The sequence below is a fragment of the Pectobacterium jejuense genome (assembly GCF_026800125.1).
GTDB classification, from domain to species: domain Bacteria; phylum Pseudomonadota; class Gammaproteobacteria; order Enterobacterales; family Enterobacteriaceae; genus Pectobacterium; species Pectobacterium jejuense.
On record NZ_JAPQKX010000001.1, the window covers coordinates 13,757 to 35,254 of the forward strand.

Below are 21,498 nucleotides of genomic sequence, written 5' to 3' on the forward strand. Positions count from 1 at the left end.
GGGCTTTTTATTGCCCATTTATCCACTGAATAAATTCGTCCCGACACATGGGAAGCACATTCCCGAATATTTGTTTTATTGTACTGCAACAGACTTAATTAAATTGATCAGCAGGAATTAAAATGACTCAACTCACATTACCCTCGCATCTGCAACAGCATACCGCCTTCAAACGCGTATTCCAGCCCGGGAAACTGACCTTTGGGCTTATTGCACCGTTTAAGGGTTATCCTGAAGGTCCTATCCCGAATATGGACGATCACCGTGAATTAGCTCAAATGGCGGATGAAGGCGGAATTTCAGCCTTGTGGTTGCGAGATGTCCCGTTCTACGATCCCAACTTTGGTGATGCAGGCCAGGTATATGATCCGATGGTTGATTTAGGCTACCTCGCTGGCGTGACCAAAAATATTGCTCTGGGTACTGCCGGGATAGTTTCACCGCTGAGAAATCCGGTACTCACGGCAAAACAGGCGGCAAGTGTGGATCGCTTGTCTGGTGGCCGCCTGCTGTTGGGAATGTCGAGCGGTGACCGCCCGGTAGAGTACCCGGCGTTTGGTTATGAGTTTAACAATCGTGCCGAACGCTTCAGGGAAGCGTGGGATGTGATTCGCTTGCTCACAGAGAACAGTTTTCCTAAAGGCACGACGGAATATTACGGCAATTTCAACGGCGGGATTGATCTGGTGCCAAAACCCGCTGTTCCGCGTCTGCCAATGATCACTATTGGCCGTGCCCGTCAGGATATGTCCTGGATTGCGAATCACTCCGATGCCTGGATTTGGCACGGTGTTGATCCTAAACGCTCCGGCGATATCGTGAAGGAAATTGCTGAACTGGGTGATGGTCAAACCTGGCATCCCTTTGGCTACGCAAACTTCCTGGAGCTGAGTGAAAATCCGAATGAGCCTTTACGCCTGTTCAACAATATTTTCATGCGTGCTGGGCGTAACACATTGATGGAATTCTGGAAGCAGCAGGAGAGCGTGGGCGTTTCGCATATCACGCTTAACCTCAAGCCAAGCCAGCGCCCGGCGAAAGAGGTGTTACAGGAATTAATTGAGGATGTTCTGCCCTCGTTCTCCGCAACCTCGGATAATGCGGCATCTTAACGTTATGGAAGGAGAGAACGGACAGTGACTCGTTCTCCCACCAGCGCATTATCTATAGATTCGGCCATTGATAACACTGAATTTCATAAATGAGTCAGTTATTAAAATTCAGTGCCAAATAAGGTGCTTATCACGACAAGCACGCATCCCGATGCCAGTCCCGAAGACTTATAATACGCCTTCTTAAAAGGAGTATTTATGTTCGATAGTCTTTCCTTCTTTTTTCGATCAGCTAATCGTCACGAAATCAGCCGCGGGGCTATGGCTGCTGTCCCCGTCATGATTGGTTTTATTCCCTTTGGATTGTTGTTGGGCACGCAGGCTGCGCAAAAAGGGATGACGGCCCCGGAACTAATGTTAATGACCGGGCTCAACTTTGGCGGCGGTTCGGAGTTTGCTGCTTTGTCGCTCTGGACCTCACCACCTCATGTCCTGACCATTGTTCTCGTCAGCCTTCTCGTGAACTGCCGGCATTTGTTGATGGGAGCTTCACTTGCGCCTTTTTTAGCGCATCTTCCACGCAGACAGGCATTTCTCGCGCTGTTCTTTATGTGTGATGAAAGTTGGGCAATGGGGATTGCCGATGAAGCAAAGCGCAGGCAGCAAGGTATTTCGGGTTTTAGTATGGGGTTCTACGCTGGCGTAGCCCTCTCTCTCTGGCTTATTTGGGTTCTGTCTACAGGCATTGGCGTTGTCGTTGGCCCGGTTCTGGGTGACATCACGGCTTGGGGATTCGATATGGCATTTCCGGCCGTATTCCTGGTGTTATTGAAAGGGATGTGGAAAGGACTTCGGCCAGCAATTCCCTGGCTGGTGAGTCTTGTCTGTGCAGGCCTGACGTGGCATTTGTGGCCGGGAGCCGCCTATGTCCCCGTCGGTGCACTCTCAGGGATTGTTGCTATCTTGCTGATGAATGGGAGAAACCGATGAGCCTGACGTTGCTGACCATTTTATTGATGGCGTTGACGACCTATCTGACGCGCATTCTCGGTTATGCAGTGCTACATGGGCGACAACCTGGCCCGAGGCTGAAGGCCGTTCTGGAAGCGGCTCCTGGCTGTGTGTTGATTACCGTTATTGCACCACATTTTGTCACCACCAATGTAGCCGATCAGCTGGCGCTGGTTATTGCGCTGCTGGCAGCCATGCGGTTTTCGCTGCTGCCGGTGGTGCTGATCAGTGTACTGGCTACTGCCTTACTCCGTTTTTTGCTTTAACCGATTTTCCCCAACAAACACAACGCTGATATAAAAATGAAAACACTTCGTATCACAGACATTATCGTTTTAGGTTTTATGAACTTTGCGCTCTTCGTCGGTGCCGGGAATATTATTTTTCCGCCTTTTATTGGCTTGCAGGCTGGGACATCCGTTTGGTCCGCCGCGCTTGGATTCTTAATGACCGGGGTTGGGCTTCCTGTTATTACCACCATTGCAATGGCGCGTGCAGCCGGTTCGATGGCGTTAATTACCCAGCCTGTCGGCAAGCGGGTGGGGCTGCTGCTGGTCATTGTATGCTATCTCTGCATTGGGCCGCTTTTTGCCACACCACGAACGGCAACCGTTTCGTATGAGCTTGCACTTCAACCTTTTGTTAAGAGTGAAAAGTGGCTGTTCGCCTGGAGCGTTATCTATTTCGGGGTTGTGGCACTGGTCTCGTTGTACCCAGGAAAATTGCTGGATACGGTCGGTAAAGTTCTTTCTCCCATAAAGGTCGCCGCTCTGATTGTGCTTGCTGTGACAGTGCTGGTGCTACCGGCAGGAACAGCACAACTGCCTGTGGGGGCTTACGCGACATCCGCTTTTTCACAGGGATTGACCAATGGTTATCTGACTATGGATACGCTCGCTGCACTGGCTTTTGGCCTGGTCATGGTGAATGCCATTAAATCGAGAGGCGTAAGCTCTCCCGGGTTAATCACGCGCTATGCAGTGCTATCTGGTTTGATCGCGGGCGTAGGGTTGATGCTGGTTTATCTGAGCCTCTTCCGTCTGGGAATGGGGAGCGGGGGATTGGTGAGCAATGCAACGAATGGTGCTGAAGTGCTCCGTGCCTATGTTGCCTTTAGTTATGGCGACGCCGGTTCTGTTTTCCTCGGTGTGCTCATCACCGTTGCCTGTCTGGTCACAGCGATAGGGTTAACCTGCGCCTGTGCGAGTTATTTCACTGCTCTTGTACCGGTAAGCTATGCCGTACTGGTCTGGATTTTTGCTTTATTTTCCATGGCGGTATCTAACCTGGGGCTGACGGCGCTGATTAATGTCTCCGTACCAGCACTTACTGCTATCTACCCTGTTTTTGTCGTGTTGATTTTAACCTGGTTTGTTCGCGCAAAATTTCACTCTCCAGGTAGAGTCATTGCTCCGGCAGCCTTCATCTCCTTTGTATTTGGTATAGCTGATGCTCTTGATGCAGTGGGTTTCAATGTCTGGCCACTATCACTTCTGCGGCTGATGCCGTTAACTAATTTGGGGCTGGGCTGGTTGATGCCTGTTTTGGTGGTGACGGTTGTCGCGTCACTGTTTGACAGAAGAAAATCAGCTAGTCGTGAAACCTCATGGCAACAATAATGGGTATGACACGGATTCAGAGAGCGGTTTTTATCCTTGCGTGTGCAGCATGTTTCTGGTGATCGCATGTTGCGCAGAAGGCTTGATATGGCGCTGGTCTGACAGCTATCCGTCTATGCTTTCGCAAACGCGCTACGTTGATAACGTGAAGTATCTGACGCCTCAGTCTATCAAGACGATATGCCGTCAGCCGCTCACGCGACCTGAGCTTACCCCGAAGCGTAATGGGCTCTACCTGAGGTGTGGAATTCCAGGTATCGAGGGCGTATACAGAATCGAAATTTACGCTAAATAGTGATTTGGCGGGCATGAGCCCGCGGCTAGCCTAACGGATGGGGAGTTCGGTGGTGTGTTTAATTGTCTGCATTGGCAGTTCTGTTTTCATGCTTTGAACCCCCTTGATGCGTGCCAAATGTTTGATCTGAAATTGCCGGTACGCATTCAGGTCTGCTGCTACGACCCGCAATAAAAAATCGCAGTCTCCCACCATCAGGTGGCACTCTACGACCTCAGGCAGTAGCCTGATCTCACGGCAGAAATGCTCCACGGTCTCTTCACCCTGACTATCGAGCCAGATACGAACGAAGATTGATAAATTGATCCCCAACGTGGCCGGGTTGATGATAGCGACATACCGTTCGATGGCGCCGCTTTCCTCGAGTTGTTTCACCCGACGCAGGCAAGGGGAGGGAGATAGACCTACTTTTTCAGCCAGCACATTATTGGGAATGCGCCCGTCTTTTTGTAATTCCCGCAAAATGCGGTTATCAATCTCATCCATTTTTGATGTTGAATTTTAACCATGGACAAATAATAGGTACATTATGCCACATTAGTGATGAAACCTGACATTTTCGGTGTCAAAACTAAGTTCAGATCTCTGAGGTGGGTAAAATTCAAATGCCCGCTCTGTGCTTTGAGTTCAACGGGTCGATCGTAGCGGTTAAATCAGTATGATCGGAAGATCTCTAAAAGTGAATGGTTCGTTTTGCCGGGGATACTTACACGTGGACTTCATCTCGTTCAGCTATTACAACAGCGGCGATGGCGATTATGCAAGGTATCCAAAGGATAGTTTTTACTGGTTTCGGGATGTCATTACTACGAACGGGAAAACCCTAATCCCTTTCCGGTGTCGTTGATTACAGTCCAAGATTTACCGGGTAGCACTTTCTATTATTTATGATGATATCAGATAAAGTATTTATTCCGAGGGCAACACTAAACTTTCCGCGAGGAACTCTACAAATGATGAGGTTCTTGATGGAAGAACAATGTTTTTATAATAAACCGCATTGAGTGGTTCACGGACACGTAGTTTCTCTTTTATATCAAGATTGACAAGATCACCCTTTGTAATATCATTTTTCACATACGGTTCTGGCAGGCAAGCAATACCCGACGAGTGAATGGCCAGCTGTCTTATAATCTCACTGTTTGAAGCGACAATGGACGGCTGAATTTTATAATAGTGTTCTTCGCCCGCATCCAGGGGCCAGTCATTCATTAAGGAGTTTTGTTTATAACCTATCAGCCTATGGCTTTTTAAAGCTTCAACTCGATGAGGCATACCATGCTCTGCAATGTATCGCGGAGAGGCGACAAACATCATCTGGCACAGCCCAAGTATCTTCGCATGTAAGCCGGAATCTTTGAGTTTTCCGATGCAAACAGCAACATCACTTCTGTGTTCAAGCAAATCATAAACATTGTCATTTGAAATTATTTCAATCTCTATCTCAGGATAGAATTTCTGATATCGATGCAGAACCGGAGTAATAACGTGCAGTACAAGAGACGTGGACGCAATGATCCGAATCTTCCCGGATGGATGACGACGTTTCATGGTGACATGTTCTTCTGCATCCTCTACTGAAGCAATGATTTGTTTGGCATATTCCAGGAATGTCCTTCCTTCTTCAGTGGATTCCAGTCTCCGCGTTGAGCGTCTGACCAGTACGGTATCTAATTTCTCCTCCAGTCGTCGAAGCGCTCTGCTAACAGCTGATACGGTAAGATCCAGCTCATACGCAGCTCGTGATAATGTCCCTGTTTCTATGACAGCAATAAATATCTGCATTTCTGCTAAAGTTGTTTTCATCTTTGCCTTTGAGTCAAAAGTGTTTTAACGGCATAAATCTGTTCTTATTCACAGAGATATTTCAGTATTAATCCTTACATTTATCGATTAAGGATTTTTATGCCAATAGCACTCTTCGCTTTGACGATCAGCGCTTATGCTATCGGGACAGCTGAATTTGTTCTTGTTGGAATCATTCCCATCATTTCAGCTGATTTATCAGTTTCATTACCGTCAGCGGGTCTGCTTGTCAGTCTCTATGCGCTGGGGGTGGCAGTGGGTGCACCTCTTTTAACTGCAGCCACAGGAAAAATGTCCCGCAAAACGCTTCTTCTGTGCCTGATGGCCGTTTTTACTCTAAGCAATCTGTATGCCTGGCAAGCTCCCGGGTTCGTTTCGCTGATTGTGGCGAGGATCATCACCGGCATGGCACACGGCGTGTTCTATTCCATTGCTTCAACCATCGCTGCCAGCCTTGTTCCAAGAGATAAAGCCACGAGTGCAATAGCTATCATGTTCACCGGGCTGACCGTTGCTCTGGTCACTGGTGTTCCTCTGGGTACTTTCATCGCTCAGCACCTTGGCTGGAGATCCACATTTTTGTCAGTGTCTGTTCTCGGGATGATCGCCTTTGCAGGCAGCTTGTTACTGATCCCCCGCGGTATAAAAAAATCTGAACCCGCGCCAGTAAGATTTCTACTCAGGGTTCTGACAAACCCCCAACTGATACTGGCATATTCCCTGACCGCAGTCGGGTATGGGGGATCGTTTATAACGTTTACCTACCTTGCCTCTACTCTTGAGGAAATATCCGGATTTTCACCCGCTGCTGTAAGCGGTGTCATGCTGGTATACGGTTTTGCAGCTGCACTGGGTAATCTGTATGGCGGACGGATCTCTGACAGACATGGCCCTATTAATGCCTTGAAAATTATATTTTTATTACTATCCTTGGTGTTGTTCGCTTTATATCTGACAGCATCTAATTCATGGCTGATGCTGGTCACTACATTTGTCTGGGGTGCTGCCGCATTTGCAAACGTCCCTGTACTGCAATATCTGGCTGTCAGGCAGGCTGAGAAATTCGTTCCTGAAGCTGTGGATGTGGCATCAGGGCTGAATATATCGGCCTTCAATATCGGTATCGCTGGCGGAACCTGGATAGGTGGCCTGGTCGTAATCCATTTCGGTCTCCTGCATACCACATGGCTTGCCGGTGTGGTCGTTTTCTTCGCTTTCCTGCTCAGTATTTTCGCGGGAGCGCTAGAAAAAAGGGAAAGAAGCACTGAAGCTGCGTACTGAAAACCGTCGTGAGCATCACTCTGAAATTCATTTAGTTCCCAACGCATATAGCCTGAGTCCGGAGTTATGCTCCTCCTCAGGCTATAGCAGTTACGCTGAATAACAGACCGACTGGTAGTTAGGCATCGACAAAGAGAACTTTACCGTTGATAAATCCGTCAACAGAACGCTGGAACGCTTTTCCGACCAGTTTGCCCGGAACTGGTTGGAACCCTGGCAGCATAGGGCCATAAACATCCCAGGCTTCTTCCAGTACAGTTGGGTTCACTACATTGATACGGATCCCGCGGGGCAGTTCGTTAGCCACACACTGTACAAATGTGTCGATAGCACCGCTGGTTGTCGCGTCCGCAATAGAGCCGGGGATAGGTTTCACATTATGAATGCCGGAAATTAAAGTGAATGAGCCGCGGTCGTTGATGTACTCAAGGCCTATTTTAACGACATTGATCTGACCCAGCATTTTGCTCTGGACAGTGAGCTCCCACTGCTCAGCCGTCATATCGACAAAACTGGCATACTCGCAGTGGCCAACTGCGTTAACAACAGCGTCAAAGGCGCCGACGTTTTTGAAAAGTGCTCTCAGGGATTCATGACTGGTAATATCTACCTGATAGTCCGTACCTTTTCCTGAGCGACTGGCGGTAATCACTTTGTGATCGCCCAAACCGGTTAGCGCCGCTTTGCCCATTTTCCCCTGAGCACCAATCAGTATTACAGTTTTCATTATTTACCTCGGATATGTTTATGAAAGACAGGAGAAATCATATATGGGTTATGATACAATTTAAATAAAGCAATAATTGTATTAGGTACAACTAAAATTGGATTATATCGATATCAAACACATGCGTGTATTTTTACTGCTGGTTAAAGAACTCAATGTCTCAAGGGTAGCTTCAAAGCTGGATATCTCTCAGCAGGCGGTCAGTGCATATCTTAAAAGACTCAGAGCCTATTTCGGAACCGAGCTGTTTCTACGCAGGAATGCAGGACTGGAGGCGACCGACTATGCCCTTTCTCTAGTGCCTAGAGTAGAAAAAATCCTAGATGAGGTTAGCTATCTTCGTTCACCCCAGGAATTTGATCCAAACATTCAGGATTTCAGTGTCAGCATAATGGCAAACGAATATGCTCAGCTTACTATCATCCCGTCCTTACTGAAGACACTTCATGCGCTGGCACCGCGGGCCAGCATTGAAATCAAAGACTTCAATGCCAGCCACCACGTTGAATGTCTTAATTCTGGCGATATCGATCTGGTGCTGGGTTTTTCGAATCATATTGATCCCGGACTGATACGCAAAAACATCCTGCGTGAACAGTACTGCTGTGTGGTAAGACATGGCTCAGCTATTCCTGGAAAACTTGAAATGAACATGTCCTTCTCAGACATTCCCGCCGTTAAGTTTGCCCCGAGTGCTGGTAACATTGAAAATCTGGTTGATGATTTTTTTAACAAAGCCGGAATGAAAAATAATGTCATCGCTACGTTACCGTGTTACACGACGCTCAGCGCTTTTTTCACTGCGAATGACGCTATTGCATTTATTCCATCAGCAATTGGTGCCCTAGGTAATTATTTTAAAATTGATACTAAAGAGACAATGACCCAATTTGATGTCACAGTTGCATGGCATCGCAAAAGTAACGATAACCCACTTCGAATATGGCTGACTAATATTCTTGAAACACTCGACTGAACACTAGGCAAGTTAAGTGTTTATCGTCTAGGCCTAGGCCAGTAAAAGGTCTCAAAATAGACAGCGCAAAGATGATAACGGAACCGTTATCTTGCGGTTGAGATGGTAATGTTAGATGTAAGCTTTGCGATTCAGTGAGTTCTTATGATTATGCGAGATTTTTTGGCGTTAGATCCCATGTAAGAGTTCCTAAATTGTTGAACTGAATGACATCCAATCTGGCCTCAATAACCCTTTTATTTATAACAGATGTATGAAAGGAACTGTGAGAACAGAGAGCAGGGGCTTAATCCCCGCTCTAAAATTAAAAGTTGGTACCAAACTGCTAAGAGTTGTATAGCGTATTCATAGAGTAATTATGTTTCCTGGCACATATCCATGGCGCAATATATTTTTCACAGCATTCATCCAGATAATCCGACCACCATTGCATCATCGCTTTACGGGCATCGAGATATTCAGCTTTATGGATGTAGGCCGCTCGAACGCTATTGTGTTCTTGATGGCTCATCTGCCGTTCAACCGCATCCTGCGCCCACAGTCCAGATTCCATCAGCGCACTACAGGCCATTGCTCGGAATCCGTGACCGCAGATTTCATCTTTTGTGTCATAACCCATCACACGCAAAGCCTTGTTGACCGTGTTTTCGCACATTGGTTTATACCGATTATGATCACCGGGAAATATTAGTTCCTGATGCCCGGAAATTTCCCGTATCTGTTTCAGAATAGCGATGGACTGACGAGAGAGGGGAACGATATGCGGCGTGCGCATTTTCGCGCCACGCCCTGAGTAGCGGACACCGGGGATAGCTTCGCGTGTGGCTGGAATGGTCCAGATTTTGTTTCTGAAATCGATCTCAGACCAACGGGCAAAACGCAGTTCGCTGGAACGGATGAACAGGTGCAGGGTGAGTGAGACTGCCAAGCGGGTTAATTCTCTCCCTTGCTTGTAGTCCTCAATGCTAGCCAACAGCTCCGGCAGTTGTTCCAACGGAAGGGCAGGGTAGTGGCGTTTAACGGGAGGGGCGATTATACCGTCCAGATTGGCCGCCGGATTATGCTCTATCAACTCCTGATGCACGGCATGACGCATGATGTTGTACATATGCTGCCGAGTGCGTGCCGCCACTTCCAGCAGACCTTTTTTCTCAATCCCTTTCAGCAGCTCGATGAAGTGGCGAGTTTTCAGTTCTGTGACCGGCAGGTGTCCAATTATTGGGAAGATATGGTTATTCATGCTAGCGAGCAGACGGGCGGCATGGTTCTCCGACCAGGTTCGGTTGCTTTTATGCCAGCTCAATGCCACTGTCTTGAAACTCTTTGCAGGTGAACGAGCCGCCTTTTCAGCGGCGCGTTGCTGTGTCGGGTTGATATTTTGCGCCAGCAGTTTACGGAGTTCGTCACGTTTCTGGCGTGCTTCTGACAGACTGATTAACGGATAAGCACCCAACGCTATGCGGGTCTCTTTGCCAAAAAAATAGTATCTGAAGTACCAGAGACGCGAACCAGTAGGTTTAACGTGAAGATACAGGCCGTGTGAATCGGACAGTTTTATGGGGGTAACAGGTGGTTTTAAGTTTCGGATTTTAGTGTCATTAAGGGACATATGCGGGTCACTCCATTATCGAACCGGAAAGACCCCAAATCTGACCACCAAATTCTCCCGATGCGGAGGGTAAACTGAAAATGCATCGGGAAGACTTTTCACATTAACTTATTGAATCTAAATCATATAGGGATTCGCAAAGAGACATGAAAACAAGAATTTGGCTCCTCTGACTGGACTCGAACCAGTGACATACGGATTAACAGTCCGCCGTTCTACCGACTGAACTACAGAGGAATCGTGTGAACGGGGCGCATAATAACGGCGTGTGCCGCGCATGTCAAAGGCGTAAACCACAAAATTGCACTGTTCGGTGAGAGAATGTGCAATCTGCCGATATTTTTGGCAAATACCGGCATTTTATCGTGTCCTGTCATCGCTAGAGGGTATTCAGCGGTGCTTTTTGTTTATCAGAAAACGCATACAGCGGCCCTTTTCCTGACAGCGTAAATAGGGATATCGCGGTAAAGGAGAGGGCGATGCCGCCTAAAATCAGGTAAGTGCCATGAAAACCGATGCTGTCATACATATTGCCAGCAAAGATCGACATGAAAATGATCGATACTTGTTTAAAGAAGCAGAAGCACACCAGATAAATTGTCGCGGAAAAGCGGACTTCAAAGACCGTAGTAATGTATTTGAAGCAGCCGACAATCAGGAACGGTACTTCAAACATGTGCAGCGTTTTCAGCACAATCACTTCCAGTACGGAACTGGCAAAGGCCGAACCAATAATGCGTACGGACATAATCGTCCCGGCGATGAGGAGGGCGTTTTTACCACCGATACGGTTCACAATCAGCGGTGCAAAAAACATGATAGTGGCATTAAGCAATTCACCCAGCGTGGTGACGTAGCCAAATACTCGCGTCCCTTCCTGTCGGGTCTCGAAAAACGAGGTGAAGAAGTTGGCAAACTGCTGATCGAACACATCATAGGTGCAAGAAACGCCGACGACATAGAGAGTCAGGAACCAGATTTTGCGTTCTTTTAGCAGTTCGGCCGCCATTTTCAGGCTAAAGGGTTTTTGGTTGGAACCTACCTGATCGGCAACGAGAGCGCTCGAAGAGGCCTCTGGCTTTGCCAGTAGCAACAGGATGGCGAGGATGACGGCGCAACCGGAACCCAGCCAAAAAACAAACTGGTTATTGATGGTAAACATAATACCGACGATAGATGCACAGAGCGCCCAGCCGAGACAGCCGAACAGACGCGCACGGCCAAATTCAAACTGGCTACGGCGGCTGACTTTCTCGATATAGGCCTCAATAGCTGGTGCACCGCCGTTGTTGATGAACCCCAGGTAAATCCCGCCGACGATAGAACCTAAAACGATGTTGTATTTTAATAATGGGCCGAAAACATAAATGAAGAACGGAGCAAAAAACACCAGCATAATGGTAATAATCCATAGCAGGTGTTTTCTCAATCCCAATTTATCGGAGAGTAAGCCAAATATCGGTTGAAATAACAGGGCGAAAAAGGAAATGCAGGCGAAGATAATTCCCGTATCGCTTTTGCTTATTTGGTTAATATCATGAAGCCAAATAGGGAAGAAAGGGAAGTAAGCCCCCATGATGAAGAAATAGAAAAAGAAAAACAGGCCGAATATCCAGAAATTCTTATTATGTAGATAGTACATGTTGCGTTCTCCGATATGCATAATATCCGCAACGTTTATTTTGATGGCGGATATATACTTGCCTGATACCATCAGGATGGAAAGAGGCGGTATACCTGTCATACTTCAAGCCGCAGGTGTGTTGGCTACGCTCAGTTACCCGAATCACTTACTTGAGTAAGCTCATCGGGATGCCTTCTCTTGCCGCCTGCCTGCAACTCGAATTATTTAGGGTAGATACCCGCGCTCTTTCGTTGTTTTTTTAATACTGTTTTTTCATATCAATACGGTTGGTGATGTTGCATGGCGACGCGATAGTGATAATGCGTGGCCGTGAGTAAATCATCGCGATGAACGCTAGGGCTCCAGGAGTCATCGCCACCAATTCCCATGTGGAAGCCATCCAGATTGAGCCAAACGCCTTTTTCCTTTTCTAATAAATGATGGTGGGTACACGTCATCAATTGCGTTAACCCGTAGCGGCTTAACCCAAAGTGGAAGTTGCCGGCGATCGTCCATTTGCCATACGTCAGCGTGCGTGTATTGCAGCGCAGCCCGTTTTCCGTCGGGAAAATGTAAGGCGTGTGAAGATCATCCAGCGGCAGATTCCAGTGCCCATGCTGTGCTGCGAGCTGTCGGTCTGGGTAATTTTCATGAGGCCCAAGTCCGACCCAACTGACCTGAGGCGCGACGTCGGCTAACTGGCAACTCAAGCCTACTCTGGCCAGTGACGGCAGCACGGTCGCGACATCAACATCGACATCCACGGTCATCACGCCATGTGCATCAATCTGCCAGCGCTTTTTACTTCGTAGCAGGATCTGTCCGGCATGGCGGAATACGTGCTCGGTGACAATGTGTACGGCATCGGCGAGTTGGTCAGCCTGAATCGCAACACACTGCGTCTGCAGTTGATAAAGTCCGGCCGATTTCCAACGTTCGGCCCATGCGCGTGGATCGATGCGATCGACCTCGCTGATACCAATGTCGTTATCTAACGGTGCCCGAACAAACTGATCCTGCAAGGGAGTTAATAGCGTTGGCGCATCCGCCGTCCACCACTGTTCCAGCCAGCCGCTCTGGCGGTTAAAGCGCCAATGCTGTTCGCCCTGAACGATGTCAAAGTACGCATCGGACGATCGCAGAACGGGGGGATTCTTCTGTCCAGAACACGGTGCCTCGGGAAGATAAAGCGGTGCAGGAAGTTGCCACTGATCCCAGGCGCAGCGGTGATTGGCTTCTGACCAGGCGGTGGCTTTAGGCTGTACAACTTCAACATTGAGCCAAAGCTCTCCTGCACGATCAACTGTGGGAAGGGCTTCCAGCAGCGTCAGTGTCTGGGTAGTCTGCGGAGCGAGCGTCAGCGGCAGCGAACCTTCTGCGAGCGTCTTATCATTCAGCGTAATGCACCAGTTCAACAGCTCATTGTCCGTATGGCGAAACAGGTATTCGCTGGTGACACGCAGCTCACACGGCGATTCAGCCTGCCAGGCGAATTGAATGTGCTGCTGTGCCCGCTGGGCTTCATACAGGCTGGGATGCGGGGTGCGATCGGGAAAAAGCAGGCCATTCAGACAGAACTGGCGATCGTTAGGTTTGTCGCCAAAATCTCCGCCGTACGCCCAATAGGTATTGCCTTGTTCGTCACGCCGGGTCAGCGCTTGATCGACCCAGTCCCAGACGAATCCGCCCTGTAACCGAGGATATTGGCGGAATGCCTGCCAATAGCGCGCGAATCCCCCCAGACTGTTGCCCATCGCGTGTGCATACTCGCAGAGGATGAGAGGCCGATGCTCGTCTGGCATGCTGACCCATTTGGTGATCGACCATTTAGGTACGCTGGGGAAGGGCTGATCTTCATCAACACGGGCGTACATTGGGCACACAATGTCGGTCGCCCGGCTATTCGCGCCGCCACCTTCGTAATGCACAGGGCGAGTGGGATCGTGGCGTTTGATCCACTGGTAGAGCGCATCATGGTTTGCACCGTAGCCGGATTCGTTCCCCAATGACCAGATAATGATGCAGGGATGATTGCGGTCGCGCTGCACCATCCTTGACACGCGTTCGCTGTAGGCTGGCAGCCAGACGGGATCGTCCGACAGACGATTCATCGGCTGCATGCCGTGCGTTTCAATGTTTGCTTCATCCACAACATACAGGCCGTAGCGATCGCACAGCCGATACCACAGCGGATGGTTGGGATAATGTGAGCAGCGTACGGCGTTAAAGTTATGCTGCTTCATCAGCATGATATCGCGCCGCATGGTGTCTTCATCCATGACCTGACCGTGCTGTGGATGGTGTTCGTGATGGTTAACCCCGCGGATCAGCAGCGGTTGACCGTTCAGCAGCAGCAGGCCGCTGCGGATTTCAACTTTTCTGAAACCGACATCATAGGCTTCCGCTTCGATTAGCTCGCCTTCCTCCGTTTCCAGTGCGACAACAGCGCGATACAGGTGCGGCAGCTCGGCGCTCCACAGGTCGGGCTGTGGCACGTCAATGCGGAGAAAAGATTTATCGTGATAGGCACCGCGTTCATCGACAATATTGCTGCCGAACGCCTGCCGTGTACCACCGATGAGCTTACTACCACGCCAAAGCTGTGCGTGGACGCGATGGTTTTTGGCCTCAGCTTCAGAGAGCGTTGCCTTCACCTGAATATCCAGCGTGCCGTGGCGGAAATCGGCGCTGAGCGGCGTAGTGAGCTGGATATCGCTAAGGTGAACCGTCGGTTTGTGCAGAAGTGTGACGTCGCGGAAAATGCCGCTCATACGCCACATGTCCTGATCTTCCAGATAGCTGCCGTCAGACCAGCGTAGCACCATCACCGCCAGCCGATTCTCACCGGTCGTCAGATAGCGACCGATATCAAACTCCGCAGGCAGGCGACTATCCTGCGAATATCCCACCCAGTGGCCGTTACACCAGAGATAAAACGCGGAGTTAACGCCATCAAAAATAATCCGGGTTTGTCCGCTATTGATCCAGTCTTGATTGATCTTAAAAGTGAGCGAGTAACAACCTGTGGGATTGTCTTCTGGCACATAGGGTGGGTTGACGGGGATAGGGTATTTTACGTTGGTGTAAATTGGCGCGTCATAGCCCTGTAACTGCCAGTTCGAAGGAACCGGAATGGTATCTGAATCAGGCAGATCCTGCTGTAACCAGCTTTCCGGTACGGCTTCCGGGCGGGTGAAATAACTAAACGTCCATTCACCATTCAGGCGACGCAGCCGCTGAGAAGGCTCATCTTGCTGTGCGGCAGCCACGCTGCGCCAGCTGTTGAACGGTGGGTGAGCTGGGAGCCGCTGATAGTGAGTACAGGCTGGGTTTTCCCAATCACGTCGGGCAAGGATCTCTTGCAGTGTGGCGCGATGGCGTGCTGGATACGGTAAAACGGTATCGCTCATGATGGCTTGGCTCCTGAACGTCTTAAGTCTGTTTCCGTGATTGGATATTTAAATTGTTACTCGCTCACAATTGTGCTTCTCATAACATATCGACTCGTCAGGGCGAGTAAAGTGGAACGTGACAATAAAGTGGAAGCGATCACAAAGATCGTTTGTAAAATGAGTGGCGATATATCGGATTTGGAAAGCGCTACGCAGTAAATTAACAAGAGATGATAAATAACTTATTGTTTATCATCTTATTTTGTTAGGGTTTGGCGGTGATGGTGAAAAAGGTGCTGTTGTGTAAAGGATTACAAATAGTGTAAAGGGTTACAAAGAGTGTAAGGGGTTACAAACATAAAGGGTTACAGCCTTTGTAGCTGGCGTGTAATGTCCAACAGGTTTTTGGTGAGTTCTTGCAAGGAGGCGTGGGTTGATGAATGTACGGCGGTGCTATGGCGTACGATCAGTTCGGTGGGTAACAGCAGCGATGTGCTTTGGGTAGGATCGCGCAGCGTCTCGAGCAAACGAGTGACGCCTTCTTTACCTAATAGCCTGAAATCCTGGCGAATGGTTGTCAGTGGCGGAGTGTAATACGCGCTGTCCTGAGTATCGTCAAAACCGATCACTGACATCTGCTCCGGTACGCGCAGGCCATACTCGTGCAGCGCACGCAGGACGCCAAGCGCCATTTGATCGTTCGCGACAACAATGGCAGAGACGCGCAGGGATTCTCCCAACAGGGCCAGCGTCTGGTGGTAACCGGATGCGGCGCTCCAGTCACCGTGTAGCACCGAAGCAGGGGAGAGCTGCTGTTTTTCCAGCTCGGCGAGCCAGCCTTCATAACGCAGGCGGGCGGAGATCGACGTCATTGGTCCGGTCAACAGGGCGATGTGTTGATGCCCCAGCTGTACCAGATGCGTGATGGCTAAACGTGCGCCGTGATCGGGGTCGAACATGACGTTGAGTATGTCGGTATGCGGATCGGCATCCATAAACAGGACAGGCGTGTCGGCACAGGTCTGGCTAATGTGGGCGACTTCATCCGTGGATAGCGGAACATTCACGATAACGCCGCTGACACGCTGAGAAAGCAGGTCGTTCACGGCGTTATTGCAGGTATTGACGTCTGGGCTGCTCAGCATAGACATCACGATGTTAATACCTAGCTGACTGGCGGTGGTCTTAATCGCTGCGGCAATTTGTGACGGTGCGTGCAGTGAAAGATCGGTAGTGACCAGCCCCAGCGTGGTGATGGTTTTCCCTGCCAGCTGCTGTGCAACGCGGTTTGGCGTGTAGTTAAGCGCCGCCATCGCCTGTTCCACTTTACTGCGAGTACGGGATGAAACATGAGGCGCTTGGTTCAGCACGCGGGAAACCGTCTGATAGGAAACCCCAGCGTACTCGGCGACATCGTTTAAGGTTATGGGCTTCTGTTTCATAGCGGCTATTCCGTGCGTGATTCTATGCGTAAAAGAGCATCATCATAACAAATCGCACAGGGAATCCGTAACAGGCGTATGTATTCCGACACAATCAAAATAGACCGAAGAAAAGCTGACGTTCGTAGGCGTTTTTAGATGTTTGTAAAAAGTAAAACCGGGAACTGACACTAACGCTCAGACTGATAACAAACCTATTTGCAGAATGAAAATGACGACTTTTGTTCTTAAACCGGGAGCAAGTGCTCCCGGTTTAAGGTTGATGGTTACCCGATGTTTACTGCTCGGACAACACAAACATGCCGTAAGGGTGGATTTGCAGATAGTAGCTGTCGCCCGGATTCGGCTGAAGCTGGGTCGCGTTAACCTGCAACAGCATCGACTGCCCATGCCAGTCCACCTGCACTTCGTACTGCGGCCCCATGTAGGCGACCTGCGTGATGGTGCAGCGCTGGCTTTCGTCACCCTGATGGCTGAGCGTAATGGCTTCCGGGCGAATACCGACGGTCGATTCGCTTAAGCCGGCGGCAAAGCCCTGTGGACGCGGAATGAGGTAGCCGTAGATATTCACGCTGTCTGCCGTGAAGGTGGCAGGGAAAATATTGGCATCCCCCATAAAACTGGCCATGAAGCGGGATGCCGGCTGGCGATAAAGCTCCTGCGGCGCACCCAACTGCATGATTTTGCCTTTGTTCATCACGAGAACCATATCGGACACCGCGAAGGCTTCGCTCTGATCGTGCGTAACATACAGCGAGGTGATGTTGAACTGCTGCTGAAGCTCACGGATTTTCTCACGCATGCTGCGGCGCAGGTTGGCATCAAGGTTACTCAGCGGCTCATCGAACAGCAGGACTTTAGGTTTGAGGATCAGCGCACGCGCCAGCGCGACACGCTGCTGCTGTCCACCAGAAATCTGGTCGACGTAACGATCTTCAAATCCTGCCAGGTCGACCAGCGCCAGCGCTTCTTTTACACGCTGATTGATTTCTGCCTTCGGACGACCGAGCATTTTCAGCCCGTAGCCGATGTTTTCTCCCAGCGACATATGCGGGAAGAGGGCGTAAGACTGGAACACCATGCAGATATCGCGCTGTTGAATGGAGCGCTCGGTGACGTCTTCGCCATCGATGAAAATCTGGCCTTCTGTCGGCTTTTCCAGACCGGCAACGGCCCGCAGTACCGTGGTTTTACCGCAGCCAGACGGCCCCAGCAGCGTGACCATTTTTCCCTGAGGGATCGCCAGATTCAAATCATCAATGACGGTGTTGTTGCCGAAGCGTTTAGTGATGTGCTTCAGTTCGACAAAGCTTTTTTCAGTATTCAAGGTAATCACTCCGCTTAGGCATTATTCTTGGCTTTGGTGCGAGAAACCCGCGCTTCACCGACCAGATAATCGAACAGGAAAATAATGGCCAGCATGACCACAATCAGGATGGAACCGTAGGCAATCGCCATACCGTATTCACCGTCTTCCACGCGGTTAAGAATGTAAGACGTGGCGACGCGAGTATCTGGTGTAACCAGGAAGATAATGGCGCTGACGGTAGTAATGGCGCGCACGAAGCTGTAAATCAGCGCAGACAAAATGGCCGGACGCAGCAGCGGGAGCAGAATATAGAACACCGTGCGCATCGAACCCGCACGCAGGCTGAGTGACGCCTCATCGAGCGATTTATCCAACTGTCCCAGTCCGGCAATACCCGCACGGATACCAACCGGCACGTTACGCATCACCATCGACATGATGACGATCACCGCCGTTCCCGTTAAGTAAACTGGCGCGCTGTTAAAGGCCAGGATGTAAGACACACCGGCAACCGTACCCGGCACCGCAAAGCACAGCATGGTGGTGAACTCGATAGCCTTCTTGCCGTAGAACTGCTGGCGCACCACGATGTAGGCGATAAGTAGCCCGAACAGTGCCGTAATCGGTGCTGCGATACCTGCGAACAACAGTGTATCCAGCAGGGAAGGCCAGGCGCCGTCGCTAAAGCCTTGCCCGAACAGCTTGCTGAAGTTTGCCAGCGTCAGGGTGTAATCCACGCCCCAGTTAACGGTAAAGCTGCCGTAGAAAATGCTGCCGTACAGCAGGACGTTAAAGGCAATCCAGACATAGAGAAGGATGCTGACGATCCACACCAGCGAAACGGGTAGCGGCTGTACATCACCCCGAGAGGATTTACCAGAAATCGTCACGTAGGAGCGTTTACCGATCCACAGATATTGCACGCAGAACACGGCCAGTGAGAACACCAGCAGGACAACGCCGAGCGTACTGGCTGACTGGTAATCCAGCTGTGCCCCGGTAATGTAGAAGTAAATCTGGGTGGCGAGTACGTCGAAGTTACCGCCCAGCACCAGTGGGTTACTGAAGTCGGCCAGCGACTGGACGATCACGATCAGGAACGAGTTGGCGAGTGCCGGTTTCAGCAAGGGCAGGAAAACCCGCTGAAAGGTTTGATAACGGTTGGCACGCAGGGTGTACGACGCTTCTTCCAGCGACGGATGAATGGTCTTCATCGCGCCTTCCAGAATCATAAATGACATTGGTGTGAAGGCGAGCACCTGCGCCAGCCAGATGCCGGTAAAACCGTACAGCCAGTTGGTGTTCGTCAGCCCGAACCAATCCACCATCAGCTCGGTCATGTAACCGGAGCGGCCCATCATCAGCGTCACGCCTAACCCGACGACAAACGGTGGCGTAACGATAGGCAGAATGGAGAAAATGCGGCCGATAATCGCAGAACGGCGGGCGATGCGCGAGGTGTAGATCGCCAGCACCATACCGAAGAAAGTACAGCCGATACCGACGGCAACCGACAGCAGGAATGAGTTCCAGATCACCCGTAAAATGTGCGTCTGACCCAGAACCTGCATAAATGCCAGCGGCGCGAATTCACCGCTGTCGTTGGTGAACATCGGGATGAAGATAGCGATGCTGGGGTAAAGAATAAAGACGCCAATCAGCGCGATGATGCTGATGAGCGAGCCGATGACGAAGCGATCGCCACCCAGCCAGTCCAGCCGCGACAGCGCCAGCGTAATAATCGCACTCAGCGCGACAAACAGCGCGATGGTGCCGTAGCCCATTCCGCGACCTTCAACCGTGGCACTGATGACCACGAAAAGGGCACAGAACAACGCGTAAGCCGCATCAAAACGGTGGCGGCCACGCTGTTCCCGACCGGGCGTAAGCAGCGGACGTGCCAGCAACCCTACTGGGAGCAGGAACCACAGCAGGCTGATATTCAGGTTCGACCAGCTGTAGGCCGCCAGCAGTTCATCGCGTGAGGCATCCAGCAGGCCGTAATCCAGGCTCCACGCTGGCAGCAGCAAAAATGTTGCTGCAATCAGCGCCAGCCACAGGAAAACGGGATCCCGCTTAGGCGTCGGTGAAAGAGTTAGTGTGTGTGACATAGGGTTCCCTGGTGCTTTATAGCGTTGTTTTATAAGATTGAATCGTCACAGGTATTAGGTGGTGAATAATATTGAGTAATGGTTAATCAGCGATGCTGAGAACACGGCGTTAAGCGAAACGCGAGCTTACCGCTGTGTTCCCGTTGTTTTTGCAATCAATAAAGGTCAATGCATCAAGGGCAATGAATCGAGATTATTGGCCCATTTTGACTTCGTTAACCCACTTGGAAATCAGCTCTTTACGCACGTCTGCCGCGCCGTATTTGTCCATGTCGTAGTTGATCAGTTTCAGATCCTGCAACTTCAGCGACAGCGGAGAGGCTTCGGCGGTGGTGTTGGTCAGAATCTGGTAGGACTGGCCTTTCTTCCAGGAGAGTTCCTGTGCTTCTTTTGACAGCGCCCAGTCAACGAACAGCTTGGCGTTATCCATATTGCGCGCGCCTTTCAGGATGCTGACGCCGCCAATTTCATAGCCGGTACCTTCACATGGAGAGATCAGCGTCAGCGGGGCGCCTTTCTCTTTTTCCAGCGAGTAGTCATGCAGGAAACCGATACCGATAGCGGTTTCGCCACGTGCGGCGTTACGTGCCGGGGCAATACCGGATTTGGTGTACTGCGACACGTTGGTATTCAGTTTTTTCAGGTAATCAAAGGCCTGATCCTGCCCCCAGAGCTGGGAGAAAGTTGCCAGTGCGGTATAGGCCGTACCGGAACTTTGTGGATCGGCAATCTGGATCTCGCCTTTGTAGATCGGATTGGTCAGATCTTTCCAGCACTGTGGAACGGGCAGGTTTTTCTCTTTCAGGCGGTCGGTGTTGACGCCGAAGCCGAGGATACCAACGTAAACGGCAGACGAGTAGTTGCCTTTACGTTTGGCAGGATCGCGGAACTGCGGCATGATCTGCTCAAGGTTTTTAGACTGATAAGGTTCCAGCAGATCCATTTCTCCCGCTTGAGACTGCGGATCCAGCGTGCCGCCGTACCAGACGTCAGCCTGTGGGTTTTTCTTCTCTGCATCAACTTTCGCCAGCGTACTGCCAGAGCCGTTGCGGATAAAAGAAGTTTTAACGTTGTATTTTTCACCGAAGGCCTTGGCTTCTTCCTCGCAGAAGGAGTTGGTGGCGCTACAGTAAATGACCAGGCGACCTTCGGCACGCGCGGTGGTGGTGGTAACGGCAGCAACGGTCAGTCCAGCGGCGATGAGGGTAGTTAAGGTACTCAGTTTCATGATGTTTTCCTTATAG

Annotated in this window: 16 protein-coding genes and 1 tRNA gene; 6 read left to right on the plus strand and 11 right to left on the minus strand. The window is 50.3% G+C overall.

The window, feature by feature from the left end; all coding sequences use genetic code 11:
* The first annotated feature begins 122 nt into the window (after positions 1-122).
* The 4 genes from NXT09_RS00050 to brnQ all read left to right on the plus strand — a co-directional run bounded on the left by NXT09_RS00050 (position 123) and on the right by brnQ (position 3,682).
* Positions 123-1,112, plus strand: a complete 990-nt coding sequence (locus NXT09_RS00050) for an LLM class oxidoreductase (RefSeq protein WP_205551283.1) — start codon at positions 123-125, stop codon at positions 1,110-1,112.
* 198 nt (positions 1,113-1,310) lie between these two features.
* Positions 1,311-2,042 carry an AzlC family ABC transporter permease gene (locus tag NXT09_RS00055; RefSeq protein ID WP_268578430.1) on the plus strand — a complete coding sequence of 244 codons (732 nt, stop codon included), beginning with the start codon at positions 1,311-1,313 and terminating at the stop codon, positions 2,040-2,042.
* A complete protein-coding gene (locus tag NXT09_RS00060; RefSeq protein WP_240584903.1) occupies positions 2,039-2,329 on the plus strand; it encodes an AzlD family protein in 291 nt (96 codons plus the stop codon). The genes NXT09_RS00055 and NXT09_RS00060 overlap by 4 nt, the downstream gene beginning before the upstream one ends.
* A 36-nt stretch (positions 2,330-2,365) precedes the next feature.
* Positions 2,366-3,682, plus strand: coding sequence for a branched-chain amino acid transport system II carrier protein (gene brnQ / locus NXT09_RS00065; protein ID WP_268578431.1), 1,317 nt, complete (start codon positions 2,366-2,368; stop codon positions 3,680-3,682).
* A gap of 325 nt (positions 3,683-4,007) precedes the next feature.
* Here the strand turns inward: brnQ and NXT09_RS00070 are convergent, their stop codons facing one another.
* The gene (locus NXT09_RS00070) at positions 4,008-4,463 is read right to left on the minus strand and encodes an Lrp/AsnC family transcriptional regulator (protein ID WP_268578432.1); all 456 of its coding nucleotides are present in this window, start codon (positions 4,461-4,463) and stop codon (positions 4,008-4,010) included.
* 423 nt (positions 4,464-4,886) lie between these two features.
* Positions 4,887-5,783, minus strand: a complete 897-nt coding sequence (locus NXT09_RS00075; protein WP_268578433.1) for a LysR family transcriptional regulator — start codon at positions 5,781-5,783, stop codon at positions 4,887-4,889.
* A gap of 99 nt (positions 5,784-5,882) precedes the next feature.
* Between NXT09_RS00075 and NXT09_RS00080 the strand changes: the two genes are divergently transcribed.
* The gene (locus tag NXT09_RS00080) at positions 5,883-7,064 is read left to right on the plus strand and encodes an MFS transporter (protein ID WP_268578434.1); all 1,182 of its coding nucleotides are present in this window, start codon (positions 5,883-5,885) and stop codon (positions 7,062-7,064) included.
* Positions 7,065-7,182: 118 nt separating this feature from the next.
* Here the strand turns inward: NXT09_RS00080 and NXT09_RS00085 are convergent, their stop codons facing one another.
* On the minus strand, positions 7,183-7,791 hold the full coding sequence (locus tag NXT09_RS00085; protein ID WP_268578435.1) for a short chain dehydrogenase: 609 nt from the start codon (positions 7,789-7,791) through the stop codon (positions 7,183-7,185).
* A gap of 97 nt (positions 7,792-7,888) precedes the next feature.
* Between NXT09_RS00085 and NXT09_RS00090 the strand changes: the two genes are divergently transcribed.
* A complete protein-coding gene (locus NXT09_RS00090; protein ID WP_268578436.1) occupies positions 7,889-8,767 on the plus strand; it encodes a LysR family transcriptional regulator in 879 nt (292 codons plus the stop codon).
* A 325-nt stretch (positions 8,768-9,092) separates the two neighbouring features.
* On the opposite strand, the gene NXT09_RS00095 is transcribed toward NXT09_RS00090, so the two are convergent.
* The 8 genes from NXT09_RS00095 to NXT09_RS00130 all read right to left on the minus strand — a co-directional run bounded on the left by NXT09_RS00095 (position 9,093) and on the right by NXT09_RS00130 (position 21,482).
* On the minus strand, positions 9,093-10,376 hold the full coding sequence (locus NXT09_RS00095; RefSeq protein WP_268578437.1) for a tyrosine-type recombinase/integrase: 1,284 nt from the start codon (positions 10,374-10,376) through the stop codon (positions 9,093-9,095).
* 161 nt (positions 10,377-10,537) lie between these two features.
* Positions 10,538-10,613: transfer RNA gene (locus NXT09_RS00100), tRNA-Asn, on the minus strand.
* Between the two features lie 142 nt (positions 10,614-10,755).
* Positions 10,756-12,018: an MFS transporter gene (locus tag NXT09_RS00105; protein WP_205551275.1), complete on the minus strand. Its 1,263-nt coding sequence runs from the start codon at positions 12,016-12,018 to the stop codon at positions 10,756-10,758.
* 260 nt (positions 12,019-12,278) lie between these two features.
* On the minus strand, positions 12,279-15,410 hold the full coding sequence (locus tag NXT09_RS00110; protein WP_268578438.1) for a beta-galactosidase: 3,132 nt from the start codon (positions 15,408-15,410) through the stop codon (positions 12,279-12,281).
* A gap of 347 nt (positions 15,411-15,757) precedes the next feature.
* A complete protein-coding gene (locus tag NXT09_RS00115) occupies positions 15,758-16,834 on the minus strand; it encodes a LacI family DNA-binding transcriptional regulator (RefSeq protein WP_268578439.1) in 1,077 nt (358 codons plus the stop codon).
* A 277-nt stretch (positions 16,835-17,111) separates the two neighbouring features.
* On the minus strand, positions 17,112-18,170 hold the full coding sequence (fbpC, locus tag NXT09_RS00120; RefSeq protein WP_174435808.1) for a ferric ABC transporter ATP-binding protein: 1,059 nt from the start codon (positions 18,168-18,170) through the stop codon (positions 17,112-17,114).
* A 5-nt stretch (positions 18,171-18,175) separates the two neighbouring features.
* On the minus strand, positions 18,176-20,254 hold the full coding sequence (locus tag NXT09_RS00125; RefSeq protein WP_268578440.1) for an ABC transporter permease: 2,079 nt from the start codon (positions 20,252-20,254) through the stop codon (positions 18,176-18,178).
* A 193-nt stretch (positions 20,255-20,447) separates the two neighbouring features.
* Positions 20,448-21,482: an ABC transporter substrate-binding protein gene (locus NXT09_RS00130; protein WP_268578441.1), complete on the minus strand. Its 1,035-nt coding sequence runs from the start codon at positions 21,480-21,482 to the stop codon at positions 20,448-20,450.
* Positions 21,483-21,498 lie beyond the last annotated feature (16 nt).

Excerpts from the sequence above, each read along its gene's own strand:
- NXT09_RS00085 (WP_268578435.1), bottom strand. The coding sequence starts at position 7,791 with ATGAAAACTGTAATACTGATTGGTGCTCAGGGGAAAATGGGCAAAGCG.
- NXT09_RS00060 (WP_240584903.1), top strand. The coding sequence starts at position 2,039 with ATGAGCCTGACGTTGCTGACCATTTTATTGATGGCGTTGACGACCTAT.
- brnQ (WP_268578431.1), top strand. The coding sequence starts at position 2,366 with ATGAAAACACTTCGTATCACAGACATTATCGTTTTAGGTTTTATGAAC.
- NXT09_RS00130 (WP_268578441.1), bottom strand. The coding sequence starts at position 21,482 with ATGAAACTGAGTACCTTAACTACCCTCATCGCCGCTGGACTGACCGTT.
- NXT09_RS00105 (WP_205551275.1), bottom strand. The coding sequence starts at position 12,018 with ATGTACTATCTACATAATAAGAATTTCTGGATATTCGGCCTGTTTTTC.
- NXT09_RS00055 (WP_268578430.1), top strand. The coding sequence starts at position 1,311 with ATGTTCGATAGTCTTTCCTTCTTTTTTCGATCAGCTAATCGTCACGAA.
- NXT09_RS00075 (WP_268578433.1), bottom strand. The coding sequence starts at position 5,783 with ATGAAAACAACTTTAGCAGAAATGCAGATATTTATTGCTGTCATAGAA.
- NXT09_RS00070 (WP_268578432.1), bottom strand. The coding sequence starts at position 4,463 with ATGGATGAGATTGATAACCGCATTTTGCGGGAATTACAAAAAGACGGG.
- NXT09_RS00115 (WP_268578439.1), bottom strand. The coding sequence starts at position 16,834 with ATGAAACAGAAGCCCATAACCTTAAACGATGTCGCCGAGTACGCTGGG.
- NXT09_RS00095 (WP_268578437.1), bottom strand. The coding sequence starts at position 10,376 with ATGTCCCTTAATGACACTAAAATCCGAAACTTAAAACCACCTGTTACC.
- NXT09_RS00110 (WP_268578438.1), bottom strand. The coding sequence starts at position 15,410 with ATGAGCGATACCGTTTTACCGTATCCAGCACGCCATCGCGCCACACTG.
- NXT09_RS00050 (WP_205551283.1), top strand. The coding sequence starts at position 123 with ATGACTCAACTCACATTACCCTCGCATCTGCAACAGCATACCGCCTTC.
- NXT09_RS00125 (WP_268578440.1), bottom strand. The coding sequence starts at position 20,254 with ATGTCACACACACTAACTCTTTCACCGACGCCTAAGCGGGATCCCGTT.
- NXT09_RS00080 (WP_268578434.1), top strand. The coding sequence starts at position 5,883 with ATGCCAATAGCACTCTTCGCTTTGACGATCAGCGCTTATGCTATCGGG.